The organism is Caldivirga sp. UBA161 (genome assembly GCF_002506515.1).
GTDB lineage: Archaea > Thermoproteota > Thermoprotei > Thermoproteales > Thermocladiaceae > Caldivirga.
The window spans coordinates 33,031-50,825 of record NZ_DAXS01000068.1 but is presented as its reverse complement, the minus strand read 5'-3'; the positions used below and the strand labels follow the sequence as shown (position 1 = coordinate 50,825).

The 17,795-nt window shown below is 41.6% G+C and carries 18 protein-coding genes; 9 read left to right on the top strand and 9 right to left on the bottom strand.

From position 1 onward, the window contains the following. Positions 1-115 precede the first annotated feature (115 nt). Genes BP896_RS07615 through BP896_RS07595 form a run of 5 tightly spaced genes read left to right on the top strand, consistent with a single transcriptional unit; the run spans position 116 to position 5,357 of the window. Complete coding sequence (locus BP896_RS07615) at positions 116-2,431, top strand: TIM-barrel domain-containing protein (protein ID WP_291767246.1); 2,316 nt, start codon at positions 116-118, stop codon at positions 2,429-2,431. A gap of 41 nt (positions 2,432-2,472) precedes the next feature. Continuing rightward, positions 2,473-2,847 carry an Sjogren's syndrome/scleroderma autoantigen 1 family protein gene (locus BP896_RS07610; RefSeq protein ID WP_291767244.1) on the top strand — a complete coding sequence of 125 codons (375 nt, stop codon included), beginning with the start codon at positions 2,473-2,475 and terminating at the stop codon, positions 2,845-2,847. A 50-nt stretch (positions 2,848-2,897) separates the two neighbouring features. Further along, on the top strand, positions 2,898-3,809 hold the full coding sequence (locus BP896_RS07605) for an ABC transporter ATP-binding protein (RefSeq protein ID WP_291767243.1): 912 nt from the start codon (positions 2,898-2,900) through the stop codon (positions 3,807-3,809). After that, positions 3,806-4,582 (top strand): ABC transporter permease, encoded by a 777-nt coding sequence (locus BP896_RS07600; protein ID WP_291767241.1) that lies wholly within the window; start codon positions 3,806-3,808, stop codon positions 4,580-4,582. The genes BP896_RS07605 and BP896_RS07600 overlap by 4 nt, the downstream gene beginning before the upstream one ends. Continuing rightward, on the top strand, positions 4,539-5,357 hold the full coding sequence (locus BP896_RS07595; protein WP_291767239.1) for a hypothetical protein: 819 nt from the start codon (positions 4,539-4,541) through the stop codon (positions 5,355-5,357). Before BP896_RS07600 ends, BP896_RS07595 begins: the two co-directional genes overlap by 44 nt. A gap of 57 nt (positions 5,358-5,414) precedes the next feature. Here BP896_RS07595 and BP896_RS07590 read toward each other — a convergent pair whose 3' ends face one another. From BP896_RS07590 to BP896_RS07565, 6 genes are all read right to left on the bottom strand, one after another. Further along, positions 5,415-7,097 carry a glycosyltransferase gene (locus BP896_RS07590; RefSeq protein WP_291767238.1) on the bottom strand — a complete coding sequence of 561 codons (1,683 nt, stop codon included), beginning with the start codon at positions 7,095-7,097 and terminating at the stop codon, positions 5,415-5,417. 62 nt (positions 7,098-7,159) lie between these two features. Next, entirely contained in the window at positions 7,160-7,681 is a 522-nt protein-coding gene (locus BP896_RS07585; RefSeq protein WP_291767236.1) for a class I SAM-dependent methyltransferase, read from the bottom strand. 93 nt (positions 7,682-7,774) lie between these two features. Continuing rightward, positions 7,775-8,839, bottom strand: a complete 1,065-nt coding sequence (locus tag BP896_RS07580) for an inositol-3-phosphate synthase (RefSeq protein ID WP_291767234.1) — start codon at positions 8,837-8,839, stop codon at positions 7,775-7,777. Between the two features lie 44 nt (positions 8,840-8,883). Continuing rightward, positions 8,884-9,978: a M24 family metallopeptidase gene (locus BP896_RS07575; protein ID WP_291767233.1), complete on the bottom strand. Its 1,095-nt coding sequence runs from the start codon at positions 9,976-9,978 to the stop codon at positions 8,884-8,886. 31 nt (positions 9,979-10,009) lie between these two features. Further along, the gene (locus BP896_RS07570; protein ID WP_291767231.1) at positions 10,010-10,561 is read right to left on the bottom strand and encodes a hypothetical protein; all 552 of its coding nucleotides are present in this window, start codon (positions 10,559-10,561) and stop codon (positions 10,010-10,012) included. Next, positions 10,561-11,313: a hypothetical protein gene (locus BP896_RS07565; RefSeq protein ID WP_291767230.1), complete on the bottom strand. Its 753-nt coding sequence runs from the start codon at positions 11,311-11,313 to the stop codon at positions 10,561-10,563. The genes BP896_RS07570 and BP896_RS07565 overlap by 1 nt, the downstream gene beginning before the upstream one ends. A 165-nt stretch (positions 11,314-11,478) precedes the next feature. Between BP896_RS07565 and udg the strand changes: the two genes are divergently transcribed. Continuing rightward, on the top strand, positions 11,479-12,114 hold the full coding sequence (gene udg, locus BP896_RS07560) for a type-4 uracil-DNA glycosylase (RefSeq protein WP_291767385.1): 636 nt from the start codon (positions 11,479-11,481) through the stop codon (positions 12,112-12,114). Positions 12,115-12,413: 299 nt separating this feature from the next. Next, positions 12,414-14,192, top strand: a complete 1,779-nt coding sequence (locus BP896_RS07555; protein ID WP_291767228.1) for a type II secretion system F family protein — start codon at positions 12,414-12,416, stop codon at positions 14,190-14,192. Between the two features lie 146 nt (positions 14,193-14,338). Here BP896_RS07555 and deoC read toward each other — a convergent pair whose 3' ends face one another. From deoC to BP896_RS07540, 3 genes are all read right to left on the bottom strand, one after another. After that, positions 14,339-15,070: a deoxyribose-phosphate aldolase gene (gene deoC, locus BP896_RS07550; protein ID WP_291767227.1), complete on the bottom strand. Its 732-nt coding sequence runs from the start codon at positions 15,068-15,070 to the stop codon at positions 14,339-14,341. A 181-nt stretch (positions 15,071-15,251) separates the two neighbouring features. Then, on the bottom strand, positions 15,252-15,788 hold the full coding sequence (locus BP896_RS07545; RefSeq protein ID WP_291767225.1) for a nicotinamide-nucleotide adenylyltransferase: 537 nt from the start codon (positions 15,786-15,788) through the stop codon (positions 15,252-15,254). A gap of 56 nt (positions 15,789-15,844) precedes the next feature. Beyond that, the gene (locus tag BP896_RS07540; RefSeq protein ID WP_291767383.1) at positions 15,845-16,792 is read right to left on the bottom strand and encodes a thiamine-phosphate kinase; all 948 of its coding nucleotides are present in this window, start codon (positions 16,790-16,792) and stop codon (positions 15,845-15,847) included. A gap of 157 nt (positions 16,793-16,949) precedes the next feature. Between BP896_RS07540 and BP896_RS07535 the strand changes: the two genes are divergently transcribed. Both BP896_RS07535 and BP896_RS07530 read left to right on the top strand, forming a co-directional pair. Then, positions 16,950-17,348, top strand: coding sequence for a 30S ribosomal protein S11 (locus tag BP896_RS07535; protein WP_291767382.1), 399 nt, complete (start codon positions 16,950-16,952; stop codon positions 17,346-17,348). A gap of 55 nt (positions 17,349-17,403) precedes the next feature. Beyond that, positions 17,404-17,694 carry a hypothetical protein gene (locus tag BP896_RS07530; RefSeq protein WP_291767224.1) on the top strand — a complete coding sequence of 97 codons (291 nt, stop codon included), beginning with the start codon at positions 17,404-17,406 and terminating at the stop codon, positions 17,692-17,694. Positions 17,695-17,795: the final 101 nt, after the last annotated feature.

The window sequence follows — 17,795 nt, the reverse complement described above, 5'->3', positions numbered from 1 at the left end:
ATAATATTCTAGTGTTATCTAAATCAAACTTAATCATGCTTCATTAAACTTTAGTATTAATGCAGGAAATCAATGATGTAAATACTTAAAAGTAAATGAAATATTGTGTACAATTATGAATCCCTGCAAGCCCATAAGCTTCTCCGCCATCGAGAATGAATCTACCTTGAAGGATGCAGAGGTTATTTTAATGGCGAGGGTTTTAATAAGTGGATTAACCTATAATTTAACAATAAGGCGATTACCATTAAATACAACTACGCTTAGCATTGAGTTAAGTGAATCCAGTGGTGCTGTTGAGCCTAGGAGCATTAGTACTAGTATTAATGAATATTCAATAATTGTTGACACTAATCCATTATCACTAACAATTTCGAGGAATAGTAAGGTGGTATTCAGTAATAAAGTTGCAGTGGGCTGGGGTTACTTCCGTAGAGTTGGTGATGAATTGCATATACCATTCTCAATAAAGCCGGGTGAGGGGATATATGGGGCTGGTGAGTGGTTTAATAGGCTTAATAGAGTTGGGCAGAGGCTTGAGGTATATGTCGTTGATCCAGGGGGTTTACCTAATGATAAAACCTACGTAGCCTACCCATTCTTCTGGTCCACTGAGGGTTATGGACTGCTTATAGACACTTACTGCCGCGTTATTCTTGACTTTGGTTCAAGGTACCTTGGGGTTGGGGAATTAGTAATACCCAGTAGTGTTATTATGTACTTAATTCTATCTAATGAACCAAGTAAAATCATTAAGGCATTCTGGGAACTCACCGGGCATCCTGAGATACCACCCCTATGGTCCTTTGGTGTTTGGTATAGTTTATGGAGGGATACTGGGTACATGTATTCTGAGTATAGGACTCAGGGTGATGTTATTAAATTCGCTGAGGAGGTTAGGAGGCGTGGGTTACCCGGTGACGTAATTCACATAGACCCAATATACACCCTCAGGCCTGTTAAGGAGTCGCTTAGAAGGTTCCTAAGGGAACTAGGCCTCAGTGAAGGGGACTTGAAAGAGCTTGAGGAGTATCATAGGGTTAACGGTAGGTGGAGTTTTAGGCCATTGATTGATTACATTAAGTCTAAGTGGCCTGACAAGTACATTAAACTAGCCTCAGAGTACCCTTGGACTGGGCAGGGATGCACCTTTGAGTGGCATGATGGATTCCCTGACCCAGCATCAATGATTAGGAGGATTCATGAATTAGGCTTCAGGGTTAGTATATGGGTTAACCCATACACCCCAGTTGGAAGTAGGGTGTTTAATGAGTTTAATAATAGGGGATTCCTAGTTAAGGTTAGGGGCAGGCCAATGGTTGAGATGCCTGCCTGGAAGGGTGGTGAATTATTCACATACAGATACTTGACTGATGATTTCGGCGCAGTCGACTTCACTAGGAGTGAAGCTTGTAACGCATATATTGAGGAGATTAGGAGGCTACTTAAACTGGGTATTGATGCAATTAAAACCGACTACGGAGAAGGAGCTCCTGAGGAGGGTGAGTACTCAATAGGTGTTAACTCATGCATACATAACCTATACCCAGTCCTCTACAATAGGGCTGTTTATGAGGCGATAAAGGGTGAGAGGGGGGAGGCAATAGTCTGGGGTAGGTCAGGGGGATTAGGTATCCATAAGTACCCAATAAGGTGGACTGGGGATCCTGATTCCACGGAGAGGGGTATGGCTGCATCACTTAGGGGCGTGTTATCAATGGCCACCTCTGGAATAATGTACTCAAGTGTGGATATTGGCGGCTACGCTAGTAAACCCACTGTTGAGCTTTACATTAGGTGGGCTCAAATGGGCCTACTACTAACGCATAGTAGATTCCATGGGGTAAGTGAGAGGGAACCTTGGAGGTATGGGGAGGAAGCCTTCAATATAGTTAAAGGATTCATTAAGTTTAAGTACTCCTTAATACCATACATTTACTCTCAAGTAATTGAAGGCTTAAGGGCTGGTAAGCCGTTCGTTAGGCCACTTGTAATGGATTACCCCAACGATGAGGCTGTTAGAGACATCGAGGATGAATACATGTTTGGTGAGTACATGCTAATAGCACCCATATTCTCAGGGGATATGAGATCAGTTTACCTACCTGAAGGAAATTGGTACGATTACTGGAGTATGAATATTATTAAAGGCCCAACAACTATTACTGCATATTCACCAATAAGTAGAATACCAATTTACGTTAAGGATGGGGCATTGATAGCATATAGTGCGGTTGATTCAATAAACTTAACGGCCGATGCCCTTCATAATCTCTTAGTTGAGGTTTACGGTGATGCTAATGTATTTAGCATAGATTTAGGTAAATACGGTAGGCTAACGAATATACCAGTTACTTATGATAAGGTCTACTCAATGGGTGAGTTTAAGGTACGCTTCATTAAGGCTTCACCACATGTTCTACGTTCCTAACGTAGTTTGTTTTTTAAATAGCCCCTACGATTGAATTAATTATGGCTAAGGAGGATTCAGTAGCTAAGAAGATGGCTCAATTAATTAGGCAGGGGGCAGTGTTAACTCAGTATACTTGCCCAGTATGTGGGACGCCGTTGCTTAAACTTAAGAGTGGTAACTACTATTGCGCCAATTGTGATAGGGAAGTTGTCGTGGTTAAGAGTGAGGAGGAGGAGAGGGAGGTTAACATTAAGTATGGCTTAATCAATGTAAGGGATGTGGTCTTCTCTAAGATAATGGAATTATCGAGGGAATTACCTAAGGCCAATGATATTGATGAAGTAAATCATTATGCAGTAACCTTAACTAATCTACTTAATGCGCTCAGTATGATTAATAAGCTGATTAGTGAACAGGGTAAGCAGGCTAAGTGAAGTGGCATTATGCTTACGTTTAAATTCCTAGCAACCAGTGGATAAAGCTAATGAGCGCCGTTGAGGCCATTGACCTTAGGAAAAGTTTCATAAGCTATGAGAGGGTTGGGTTAATTAAGAGGAGGAAGGCTAGGGTTAATGCGTTAAACGGTGTATCATTAAGCATTAAGTGGGGTGAGGTGTATGGCTTATTAGGCCCCAACGGCGCCGGTAAGACTACCACGGTTAAGATTCTATCAACATTATTAATACCGGATTCAGGGTTAGCTAGGGTTAATGGCTTTGATGTAGTTAAGGAAGCTGGAAGAGTTAGGGGGATTATAGGGCTTGTGCTTTACCCAGATAAGGGATTCTACTCAAGGTTAAGCGGATTCGAGAACCTGGTGTACTTTGGTAGGTTATATGGATTAAGTAGGGCGAAGGCTGAGGAGAGGGGTAAGGAATTACTTAAGTTAGTTAACCTTGATTGGGCAGCCAATAGGCCTTATGAGGAGTATAGCCTAGGCATGAGGGCTAGGTTATCAATAGCCAGGGCCCTAATCCACGACCCACCCGTGGTTTTCCTAGATGAACCAACAATAGGCCTGGATCCAGTGTCAGCTAGGTCAATTAGGAGTCTCATTAAGAGCCTTAAGAAGGAGGGGAGGGCAATATTGTTAACCAGCCATAATTTATGGGAGGTTGAGGAGGTGTGTGATAGGGTTGGCATAATTAGTGAGGGGAAGGTTTTGGTTGAGGGTTCACCGAGGGATATTAAGGATAAGCTTGGTTTAAGGTATATTATTGAGGCTGAGGTGAGTGGTGATTCAGGAAGCAGCATAATTAGGGTTGAGACCACTGATCCCGTGGCTGAGCTTAGGAGGATAATGCTTGAGGCTGAGGATAATGGACTTAGAATAAGTAGGATCAGAGTTAATGAACCAACCCTGGAGGAGGCCTACATTAAGGTGGTCTCCAAGTGAGGATTACGGATAAACTTAGCTTATTTTGGGCAATAATGGTTAACGAGTTTAAGATAGTTTCAAGGGAGCCCGGAGGCTTAATAATCCTGATAATAATGCCTTACCTAGTGGCAGGTGGTATGGCCGCCATGGCATCCTTCTTCACTAGGGTTAATGGTGTGGATTTCATTAGGCAATTCATAGGCTTTGAGGTAATAATGGTGTCTGTAATAATGGTTCAGACAGGAGCCAGGTTCCTTAATGAGGAGAGGAGTGGGGGGAGGCTTGAGGCTCTTATGGCTACTCCAGTGAGCATGTATATGGTGCTTTTCGCTACATCCATGGTGATGGTGCTTGTTAACGTAGGGGCATATGTTGTAGCTTCATTACCTATAATTTACGGCGCCTTTGGATTAAGCGGATTAATTAGGTTAATACCATCCATGATAATCATAATCATAGGGTTAATGCCGCTTTACGGCATTGGACTTGCATTAGCAGGTGTAGTAATTAGGATTAGGGATGTGGATGCATTAATGAATGTAGTCACATCGCTAATAACAGTACTCTCGGGGGCAACATACCCATTATATGTATTACCCAAGTGGATTAACGCAATAGTGGTGGCTATGCCAATGTATCAGCTTTACCAAACCACCATAAGCATAATAATGGGTAATGGAGCTTCGGCATTACTATACGGCTTAATAGCCTCAACGGTGGCTTACCTAATGCTTGGGGTGTTCACCTATGGTAGAATTGAAAGGAGCGTACTTAAGAGTGGTATTAGGTAAAGTAGCCCTGGAGTTTGAAAGGGGAGTTAGGGTACTGTTCTCTAAACCAGCTGAAAATATAGCATTCATAGTATCCACACCACTCTGGTTAGCATTCTTCATACTAACACTTAGGGGTTATGGAGTAATTAAACTAAGCAGTATTGATCTTCAATTATTCCTTTGGATTGCATACACATTCTCACTATACACAACATGGTTATGGGCTTTTGGCCACGGTATAATGGATGAGGGTTATGATGGAGTCTTAGAATACGTATTAGCCGGGGGAGAGGACTTGTTAATTCACTTCATTGGCTGGGGATTATCATTAATTACCTATGAGTTAATGGACCTAGTTGTAATAGTAGGAAGCTTCGCCATACTATTTAACACTGGGGTAAGCCTAATTAATCCCTCATTACTTATATTATCACTAGTATTAGTGACGCTGGAATTATTATTCATTTCAGTGATTTACTCAATGCTAGTGATAAGGCTTAAGTCTAATTGGGTCATAACTAACATTATTCAATTCATACTGCCAACGTTTGGAGGCTTAATACCAGGGGAGGTTAATGGATACGTTAAGGTAATTAATAAGTACTCACCAATAGCTTATCCAGTAATTCTAATGAGGGAATCAGCATTGGGAGTTAATGAAATTAACATGCCGATTTCCATTCAATTAATGTACTCACTGGTCATGATAATAGCGCTAGGTGCATTAGCGTGGATTATAGTTAACATAACTACGATAAGGCTTAGGCATAGTGGGCAATTAGGTCTTTACTAGGTTAATAACTTAAATGATTAAGCGCTAATCATTGAAAAGGTATTTTCACTAAATGGGTTAATTAAGATTACTGGCTAAATTACTTAGTATGTAATCATTATTTGAATGACCTAACCTATTTACTGGATTAATGGTACCAATCCTGTACCCCATTAGTATTAATAATGAATTGGCGAAGACGTATAATGATACTATCACATGCCCCATCATAAATAACACTACCCCAAGCACTATTAAGGCTATTATTGATGAACGTTCAATAATGAACTTTTGCCTTAATAATGCCTTAGAAGCCTTAGGCGTATACAACCATGGTAAGTCACTTAGTAAGGCCTTAGCCAAGTATATCATTAATGGGAATGTTAACGCATACATTGTTAATCCACCAACAATAAGTGATTTAAATAAGTCCCAGTAACCGTAATTCATTCTCCTCCCAACCATTATTATCATAATTAGTAATGCCACTCCAACTACATCAGTAAGTATTGAGAGTACCAGTATTGGTAATGGTGGTATGAGTATGTTAAATACCTGCATTATTATCATTGTTACTATTGAAATAACACCTAGGTACACTAACGGGTACTTAAGTAACCATAGGTAGGCATCTACCTTATCAATAACGCCCCTGTTCCTTGACTTAAGTATCTCCATGAAGTACCTCTTGAGGGCCCACATGTCATTGGTAGCCCATCTTATTGTTTGAGACCTGAAGGCACTATATGTACTAGGTATTTCAGTTAATACTCTCTCATTCATTATTCCTATCCTACCACCCATTAACCATATTCTTAAGGCTATATCAATATCATCGGACTTACAGTAACATAATCCATTAATCCTATTGAAGAATTCCCTCCTAATCAAGAGATTATTACCTATAATCATGTAAAATCCCCTTCTAAACCTAGAAAGAGCCCTACCAACGATCTGAATTTCACTAAGTATGTTAAATAGTATCATTAGGGGCCAACTGAAGCTATTAGGTACCTTAGGCGTACCCAGGAATGGTGCCCCAACAGCATCATACCCCTCGTTAAGGTAGTTTAATGCAACCTTCAAGTAATTCCTAGGTAGGGTTGTGTCTACATCAAGTATTAGTAAAACATCCCCCCTCGCTAACTTAGCGGCCTCATTAATGGCGCCACCCTTGTAGCCTATTGGTTTACTCCTCCAGTTAACTAATGTTCGTAATCCATAAACCCTGCCTATTCTTTCAACCGTACTCTTAATTAAATTGGCTGTGGCTTCATCATCATCAGTGGCCACTATTACCTCAAGCTTATCCCTAGGGTAGTCAAGACCTATAATCCTCTTAACGGCATCCTCAATTGCATCAATCCCCTCCCCCTTAACAGGTATTATTACTGAAACTAGGGGTAACCAGCCTACATTACTAATCGATGATCCCGCATTCTTCATTACCCTTAACCTAGCGTACGCAGAATGCATCATTGTTAATAATTGAGCTAGCACAATCACTATAAATATTGCATAAATTATGTATGTAATTAATATGAATGGCACATAACCTTTAGGCACAGGCTTAGTGGCTATGCCGACTGTTGAATTTGACTGAGTGTAGTATGTTGAATTATTCAGCACCACGTTTATAACGCTTATATATTGATCAAATCTTAATTCAACATTTTCAATTATTTTACTAGCATTAAATTCAATAATTCTACTTATATTACTAAGCAATATTTGGCTTTGCGTGGTAGTATTAGTAATCATTATGAGTTTTGCGTTTAAAGGTTTAATAAATATTTCTCTACATTAATAATTAAGATTAATAATTAAGCTTCAGGGGCCTTAAGCACAATCCCATAATGGTATTGGCTCACCTTACTAACTTGAAGGGGCTTAAATTCCTTAAAAGCCTTAATATAATCCTCCTCACTTAACCTAATATCCACAGGAGGCCCCATTGGTGTCCTCTCCTTAACCCAATCAACAATAATAACTTTACCACCAGGCTTAATTACCCTCTTAATTTCATTCACCACAGCCTCCCTATTAGCCATATCGTGGAATGAGAATGCCAGGAGAACAACGTCAATGGAATGATCAGGTATTGATAATGAATCAGCATTCTCATTTAGGAAAACTACATTACTTGACTTAATGCTCCTCCTAGCCTCACTAATTGCATCCTCATTACTATCCACACAGTAAACCAGTGATGCAATGGGTGCTACTAAACTAGTGAACCTACCTGTTCCACACCCAATATCAGCAATAACACTACCTGCATTAATATTACCCTTAATGAAATTCACTATTGTTGACCCCACGGCACCACCATGCATACTGTTCATTGGTTGAATATGCTTATGATTATTTTTAAGCGTTAACCTATTAATGAGGTTTTAATCATGGGTATATTAAGGAGCCTTAATTTAATAGGTAATTCAATTATCCCTCTTACCTTCAATGAACTCCATTAACCAATTGTACGCCTCATCAGGTGGCGCATGCACTGGCGGGTTCTTAAAAGCCCAAGCGGCAACACTATATATCGGGCCAGCAACGCCTCTATCTAAGGCCACCTTCATTAACCTTAATACATCAACCATAACGCCAGCGTTATTCCATGGATCATGAACCTCAAGGCTAACTTCAATCTTAACTGGAACACCGGCAAAACCCTGCGCCTCAATAAACATGTGAGCCCTCTTCCTACCACCCAGGAAGCCAATGTGGGCCACTGGCGTTATGTAGGCGTCGAAGTCCTGCTCCTTAACCATCTTCTTAACTGCAGCAGTCTTAGTCTTCTCCTTCTGCCCCTTCCTATAATTTAAGTTAAGGAAGTCTGGTGTTCCACCAACGTTAAGTTGATACGTACCCACTACTTTTAATCCCCTTAATGATAGTAGGTGCATTATGGTTTTATGAAGCACAGTGGCCCCCAACTGATTCTGAATATCATCACCAAGTAGTGGTAAGCCAGCCTTAGTGAACTTAGCCTGCCACTGCTCCGCAGTGGCTATTTGAGAAGGCATGGCATTCACAAAGCCTACACCGGCTCTTAATGCAGCCTCAGCGTAGGCCTCTGACGCCTTCTGAGCACCTGTAGGCAGGTAATTGATTAGGATTTCGGAATTCGTGGATTCCAGCTCTTTAACCACATCATCGACCTTAGCCTCAACCACAGGTATGTGCGACCCGGCAAGCTCAGGGGCTATGCCATCCAGTAGTGGCCCTGGCTTAACAATAACGCCAGTCTTATCTACGTCAATTATCTTTAAGGCATTATTTGGAGGAGTGAATATTGCATCAGCCAGATCTTTACCAACCTTCCTGGCGTCAACATCAAAGGCCGCAGTGAATTTAATATCACTAATACTGTACCCATTGATCTCCTTGAAGGTTACGCCAGTCGCATCATTAGTTAACCTATAGTATTGGACACCTTGAACCAAGGCGGAGGCGCAATTACCCACACCTGCTATTGATACCTTTATATTACTCCTCATTAATATGCTATATTAACGGCTGTTAATAAGCTTTGCCTAAATGGTTAAACATAGGCGTACTCATCCCTAGTTAAAACCTCTGCACCACTCTCAGTAACTAGAATCATGTTCTCAACCCTAACACCACCCACATCCTTAATGTAGATGCCTGGTTCAATGGTGATTACATTACCTTCCTTCAACACGTCATTACTATTAGGCCCAACCGCTGGCCTCTCATGAACCTCAACCCCCACTCCATGGCCAAGGCTATGTATAAAGCCCCAGGCAAAGCCATACTCATTAATCACCTCCCTAGCTGCAGCATCAACTTCACTTGCCTTAACCCCCGGTTTAACAACGCTTATCGCCCTCCTTGAGGCTTCAATAACAGCATTGTAAGCATCCTTAAGCTTACCCTCAAGTGGCCCAGTCACTAAAGTCCTAGTTAAGTCTGAGCAGTATAGCCTGTACCGTACGCCAATGTCAATTACCACAGCTTCATTAATGCCAATACGCCTATCACTATGCGTATGGTGAGGCTTAGCTCCATTTGGACCTGAGCCGACTATTGGATTAAAGGCAACTTCATCTCCGCCGTAGCTTATTAACCCATGGTAAATATATGCGGCTAGATCCCTCTCCCTCATCCCAATGATCCTCATCCCATATAACTCCTTTAAAACCCTAAGGGTTATGTTGATTGCCCCCTTAATTAACTCAACCTCCTCAGGGGTTTTAACAGACCTGGCATCAAGAATATCTGCAGAAGCATCAATGGGCTTAGCATTAACAGCGTCAATAGCTTTCCTAACGAATTGCTTACTTGAATCGTCAATTAGTATGCTTGAGCCTGGCTTAATCCATGATGTAATTACCTTAATTAATTCATCAGAACCCCAAATCACATTACCCCCCGTGGGTAATTTATAACTTGAGTAAGCCACTACATCAGCCTTACCATTAACTAACTCCCTAGCCCTCTCCCAGTCTAGTAATGGGGTAATGACTTTAATTGCCGAATCATCAATGTAAGCCAGCAGCCCATCTTCATAGCCAAGTAAGTAACCCATGTTACTTGGGTTAGTTAGGATTAATGCCGAAGCCCCCTTATCCTTAATAAGGGACCTTACTCTGCTTAACTTATCCTCAATAATCATACTTACCATTACTAGCTCAGTGTTTTTAGCATTAACTCTTCAGCAGCAGTGAGTAAGCTTGAAGCGCCTTAATGAGTAGGTTAAGATCCCTCTTAAGCCTATTGTAAGTTTCCTCACTTATCTGCCCATTAGCCTTAGCCTCATCAAGATTCTTAGTTAAGTTCTCTACTGTGTCCTGTGATATTGCGGAGACGTCTATTGACCTTATCCAATGGTTCATCAAGCCGCTTTCAAGCTCATTCAATAATCCCCTAGCTTCATCATACATTTTACTCAATTCACCCATGGCGTTGTTTAATTCATTAATCAACTTATTATATGATTCATCATCAATCAAACCAATCTCCCTCTTAACCTCAACCTCCTCAATCTGCTTCTTCAACCCCTCTATCCCATTTCTAAGCTGATTAACCCTTGACTCGATGAGCGGGTATTCGCTATCCCACTCCCTCTTAAGGTCATTAACAGCATTCCTATAACTAATCCAAGCCTCATCAAGCCTCTTAACCCCCTCCTTATAGTGGTTGAACCTCTCCTCAAGAACCTTAATTAACTCCCTATATACGTTAATGTACTCCTCCATTACTGACCACCTATTACCGCTAATTGAGCCTTAATCTTCTCATAAACCTCCTTACTTACTTTACCTGTCCTGTAAAGTTCCTCAAGCTTGGCCAGGGATAACTTAACCTTAGCGGCCTCAGTGCTCTCTGATAAAATCCTCTTATAATGTGTTAGTATTGATTCCTGGATCTTATTGAAAATCTCCTTCATCTCACTGAGCTGCTGGGAGACATTACTAAGCCTCTTATCTACATACTCCTTAGCCTTACTGTAAGACTCCTCATCAATAATACCAGCACTCCTCCTGTACTCAAGTTCCTTAATGGATTCCTCAAGGTTAGCCTTAATACCCTCAAGGGAAGCTATGTACTGCATTATCAAGTGTTCATTCCTATCCAACTCACCCTTGGCGGTATTGGCCTTATCCTCATAATCCTTCCACAACTCATCAAGTGATTTAACCCTTCCCTGCATTGAATCAAGTATACTCCTCAACTTACTGACAGCCTCATCCTCAGGTTCACTAATGGCTGTCCTAGCTGGCGCCTGCTGGGTAACGGTAACTATTGGCTTAACCTCCGTTGTTACCTGCTGAGTCTGAGCTACAGCTTGGGTTTCCTGCCCCTTCTGCCTCCTAATGTAATTAATGTATAGTGGGCATGATGGGTAGTCCATGAAGCAGTACCAAGCCTCAGGATTAACGGTGCGATTAACCGCACCGCAAATGTAGCCTCCCTCAGTCTTTTTAAGCAATGGGCAAACGCTCCTCATCAGATTTAAATAGATACCTTATGCTTATAAAAATTATGCTTAAGAATAATTCAATTAAGAAGCATTAAGAGGGCATAGGCTTAATGATTTAAGGAATAATAGTGTAGTGGGTATCTCTAACCCTTAAATAGGGAGGAGTGGGGTTTAACCAGTCCTGTGGATGCTATGAATCATAGTAGTGAGCAGCAGAATAAGGAAGATAGCGAGCTAGCTAGAATTAATGCTGAGGTAAGTAGCTGCAGGAAGTGCCCCCTATATTTAAGTAGGAAGAAGGCTGTGCCTGGTGAGGGTAATCCAAGGGCTGAGGTCATGTTAATTGGGGAGGCGCCAGGTAGGGTTGAGGATGAGACTGGTAGGCCATTTGTCGGTGCTGCTGGGAAGCTACTTGATGAGTTACTTCATGAGATTGGGATTAGTAGGGGTAACTTATATATAACTAATGTTGTTAAGTGTAGGCCACCTAATAATAGGGATCCAACTGAGGAGGAGATTAATGCCTGTAAACCATATTTAATTAGGCAAATAGCAGCGGTGAGGCCTAGGAAGATAATAACCTTAGGCAGGCATAGTACAAGAGTAATACTTAGCCTCAACGGTTTAAGCTTCAGTGAATTAACTAAAGTTAGGGGTAAGGTATTTAAGATTAACATTGCTGGAGTTAATGCAGATGTTTACCCCACTTACCACCCAGCAGCCGCGTTATATAATCCGTCAGTGAGGAGCGTGATTAAGGAGGACTTAGCTAAGGCATTCAGTATTAATAAGGGTGGTTCAAGCATCCTAGATTACCTTAATGGTTAAAGCAGTATAAGCGTAAAGCATTAAATTAATTTGCCTCTAAAGAATTAGGATTGTTAGTTATTTCCCAGTGCACTTTCTTGAAGGCTGCTCCCTTAGGCATTGCCTAAACCATGATGGGCATAGGATTGGCTACTAAGGCAGTTTAAGCATAATCATAAAGCGCCACTCAGTGGTGGGCATTAAAACTAAATCAATATTAAGGAGTTAATGGAATGCGCATACTCATACATATGAACCACATGCCTGCCTGAAGGTTACTTCTTAAGTAAACTTTATAAGCAAATACTAGAGTAATACTAGTGGACTTTGATGAATTATCATTAATGATTACTGGACCACTAGTTAACTGGTATGTTAAGAGGCGGGGGGAACGGCTTGAGAGGATACTGAAGAATGCTAAGGTTTATATGCTGCCTGAGAGATTCATGGCGAGAGTCTTCTTTGCTTCAATAATCACTGCAGTATTCTCAATACCAATCGGATTATACTTAACCTACACTAGCATTGAGGCAATAATGAATGCAGTAGGCTTAACCGTTAAGTCCATTATAATTCTAGGCATAGGCTTAGTAATGATTATGCTCCCCTTCATAGTTTACGCAATGATGATGGCGTTACCTAAAATGCAGCTCTCTGACCTTCAATATAAGGTTGACTCAGAACTCCCCTTCTTCGCCGCATACTTAGCCATGATTTCTCAATCTGGATTAAGCGTAACATCAGCCATAGAGAGGTTAGCCAACATTAAGTTACTTGAGGCTATAGGTAGGATAGCTAGGGAGATTGTTGTTAAGAATAAGGCAATAGGCATGGATCCGTTAACCGCCTTAACTGAGGCAGCATTAAGTACGCCAAGCCACCTATTTCAAAACCTAATAATGGGTTATGTAACTAACGTTAGGACTGGGGGAGACATACTCCACTACCTTGAAATAAGGCTCAATGAAATAGTTAACAATACGCTTGATAAAATAAGGAGGGGTGCTGAATTCCTATCAACACTAATGGAATCATACATTGGGGCTGGTGTTATACTGCTAATAGGCCTCAACGTGCTTTACCTAGCCCAAGCAATAACGCCGACTGGTAATTCAGTGGGTGCACTTCAGCAGGCGGTCAGTAATAATTTACTCTTCGGCCTATTAGTTATCCCAGCAATATCAATAGCCTTCATATACCTTGGTGAAGTCTCAATATATAGGGTACCGTACACTGATGTTAGGCCTTACATAGCGGTTGGCGTATCATCAATGGTAGCCATGGTGGCTCTCCTAATTGGCTACAGTTCCGTGTTTCACGGTGACTTAGGTTACTCAATAAGCGTGGGGCCAGTAAGCCTGGATTTCGCAACCTACATGGCCATTGTCCTAGTGGTAGCCTACACCCCAGCAGCCCTATATGCTGAGAGGGTTATTGCTGAGAGGCGTAGCCTTGAGAGGGCTTTCTCAGACTTCCTCAGGGACTTCACTGAATTGCGTAAGAGTGGATTTACACCTGAGAAGATTATAAGCACACTGGCTGACACTAGGGATTATGGTGCCTTATCCAGGTACCTTAGGGACATTAGTAAGCAGATTAGGTACGGTATACCAATTAGGGTTGTCTTATCGGAATTCATGAATAAGACAAAATCCTATTACGCTAGGGTTTTCGCATGGCTGCTGCTTGAGTCCATAGAGTACGGTGGAGCAACCCCTGAGACCCTTGAGTCACTGGCATCATTCTCATCGTTAATGATTAGGATTAACGACGACTTACTTGCAAGGCTTAAGCCACTTAGGTTCGTACCTTATATTGGGGCAATGATACTCACCTTAACCTTAGTAATAATGGTATTCACTGTAGTTAACTTATCTAGCGTCCTCCTGCATATTCCTCAATACTACGTTAACTATGTTATAGGTAGCTTCGCCCTAACCACCGTTGTTGACTCATTCATAATGGGTTTAGTAGCGGGTAAACTAGGTGAGGGGGAGCTGTCTGCTGGCTTTAAGCATGCAATAGCCATAACAGCAATAGTGCTTGCAATATACTTAGCATCCCCACTAATATCAAAAGTGTTCATAATCTCCCCCTAGTCTTAATGCCATAGAACTACAGTACTAGCAATGTTACTGAAATACCCACATAACCCCTAATCGCACTGAACTACGTTGACTACATGCAGTAATTGAATACTTCCCACCTTATTAATACTCTCCTCCAATATTGATTAATTACTTAACTAACGAATATTCTTCATACTTTCAATAATACTCATTATGTGGCTAGTACCAACCCTAAATCTCCTCGGTTCAGGTTCCCTCTCAGCCGCTCTCATTAAATCAAGGATCTGCTGGTATGTCCTTATGCCGCCAGCAACCTTAATTCCAATCCTAGGATTATACCTCCTAGATAACTCTGCCATTAACCTAACATTCTCAATCTGAGCACCAGTCCTGTTACCAAGCTTCTCAGCGTAATCCCGCTCCTCAAATCCCGTACTTGTCTTTATGAAATCAGCCCCAGACTGAATTACAATCCTATATAATTCAAGCTTCTCCTCCCCTGTTGTGTAGGCGTCTTCAACAATTATCTTAATGACCTTACCCTCCCTATGCGCAGCCTCAACTACGGTATCGATATCATACTCAACTTCACTCCATAGCCTAGACTTAACAAGGCCCATTGGCACTACTACATCGAACTCATCCGCGTATTGTGAATAGTGTTTAATGGCATCAACCCTAGCCTCAGTGGTGTTGGTGCCAAATGGGAAGTCAATAACTGTAGCAACCTTAAAATTGTAGCCCTTACGCGCCATATATTCCCTGGCGTATCGAAGGAATACTGGGTTTACTACTATTGAATACGCACCATACTTGGCAGTATCCTCAATCAAGGCCTCAACCTCCCTCGTGGAGCCATAGGGCCTTAAGTACGTGTTATCTATTAGGCCTACGATATTCACCTCCATGCTTACTTATGAGTACGTTAACCTATTAATGCATTACGATGAACATGAATAAACCACTCATCAAATGCGTTAAGACTTTAACAATGATCAATAATTTTGAGAGAGGTTGATGTTTAATTAGGGTGTTAACCCTATCTGTAACTTAAGCCCTATGGTTATTTATGAAGATGCCGTAGCATGATTACCATTTATGGGGCTCAGCCTCACCAGTAATTATGATCCTAAGCCTCTCAACGCCCTTAACCTCATCTATTATCTTAGCCACTGAGCTTGGTACGAGTTCCCTCCAGGTTGAGTCACCCTTAATCATCATTTCCCTAATCCTACTTGACACATACTTACCTCTATCGAAGATTGGCTGCTGCCTAACTTCAACTCCACCTTCCTTAAGCAGCATGGCTACAAATGGATTACCCGTATAGGCTACTTGAAATGGAGGTAAGTAGGATTTAATGTAGCTTAACCAAGCGGCATTGTTCTCAATATTAGGTACTGGGACTATTATAACCCTACTGAGGTCAACTCCACCCTCCCTTAACCCTTCCCTAAGCATCCATATCCTCTCCCCAACAGTGAAGGGGTCCTTTTCTATATAGTTGAATTGAGCTGACCCCAAGACAACTATGACTTCATTAACATCACTTAGGATAGCCTTAATGGCCCAAATATGGCCCCAATGCGGCGGCTGAAACCTACCTATGAATAGGCCCCTCACCATGGCTGCATTACTGCTTTATTTATTATTTAAATTTTCCTTAACTGAACCTTAAGGGGTTAGTAACTTGGTTTAGTGAAGTAAACCCACCCCCTGTACTTAAGTTCCCTTGAATCCAAGTACACGCCACTACCCTCCTCCACTTTAGCGAAGTCCATGAATCCCATAGCCTTAAAATAGCCTAGGCATTCCGGCTTTATTGAAAATACGGGTAAGTACTCCTCACCACCATTAAAAATCACCTCCTCTAGGCTTAGGCTGTATCTACGGCAGGCTAATTCAACATCACCATTAACAGGTAATGAGTAAACCCTTATCTTAACGCCCTTACCCATTTCATGCAAAACCCTCCCTAAGCCATCGCTTGAATCCATTGATGCATTAATGCAGTTAATTCTATTGATTAATTCATAACTAGGCATCCAGGGCTTTGGCCTTCTGGTTAATTCAATCCCCTTAACTATAATTGGGTCATTAGTGTAATTATTAAGTAAGCCGCTATACCAGAGTTTAAAGACTAACCCAGTGAAACCGAATTCAGGTATTGTAACTAACACGTCACCTAACTGAGGCACCCTACCTATAGGTTTACTTGCAATCCCAAGTAATGCAACGTCTAATACATCATCATTACCCTCATTTAAGTCACCACCAATGTAATCGGCGCCAATAGCCTTGGCTGCATCATTAATACCCTTAATCAACTCCTCCAATTCAACTTCACTATGATCCCCCCTGAGGGTTAATGACGTAACTAATGCTACTGGTTTAGCTAATTTAACAAACAGGTCTGAGGCTGCTCCAATGGTTGTTCTCCAGCCTACGTCATAGTAAGTCATGAAGTCTGCCTTAGTTCTTGATAATGAGCCACCGTCAATTTTAAGGGTAAGTAAGCCTACATTAGGTAACTCAACATATGATACATCATTATTGGCATTAGGGTACTTTAACCCAATCAGTGACTGCATTATTCTAATTAGCTTATCTTCACCAAGTTCCCTAAGCATCACGATGGCTTGTGGAAAATATCTTTATAAACACTTAGGGAATGCGGTTATTGTGCCTACTGAAGCATCATCCAATGAACAGGAAGCCACCCAGCAGGCTCAGGGGGAAGCACAGGAGCAGGTTCAGCAACCTGTAACTCAAACTACACCCCAGCAGGTGCAGCAGTTGAGGAAGCTTAGGTGGGGTATTGCTTACATTTACGCAAGCTCCAATAACACTATGATAATTATCACTGATTTAACGGGAGGCGAGACTGTGGCTAGGGTTAGTGGTGGGCAGGTTGTTAAGGCTGATAGGGATAAGCCAAGCCCGTATGCAGCAATGATGGCTGCCTATAAGGCGGCTCAAATAGCCATGGCAAGGGGCATTAATGCTGTTCATGTTAAGGTTAGGGGTCCTGGTGGATATGGGCTTAAGGTTCCAGGGCCAGGTGCTGTGGCGGCTATTAGGGCTTTGGCTAGGGCAGGCATGATAATTGGTAGAATCGAGGATGTTACTCCAATACCCCATGATACCATTAGGCCACCTGGAGGTAGGAGGGGTAGGAGAGTGTAATTCGGCTTTAAGGTTGAAAAATCTTTATATATTAACTCCAACCGCTTCCTACTATATGACTGTAAACGACTTATTGTGGATGATTAATATAATATTGGTAGTGGTTCAAACAATCCTAGTGGCGTTCATTCTAAGAGAATACTTGGATACAGGCTTTACACCTGTTGGTAAATTATTAATCTCAGCTGCATTCCTATTCCTGGTTCAAAGCATGATACTTCTATCATCATACTACTACTGGTGGGTGATGCGTAATATTGATTACCACATTGCCTTACCATTGCTGGTATCAACATTACTGAGCCTAGTGGGATTATTCATGCTATACAGAATAAGCAGGCTATAGTTATATTGCACTATATTCATTAACGCAAATTCATTGTTAAATAACGCTTCCTTAAATTCATTAAATTAAGTAAGTTGCCTCAGGGAATTCATAATAGCGGG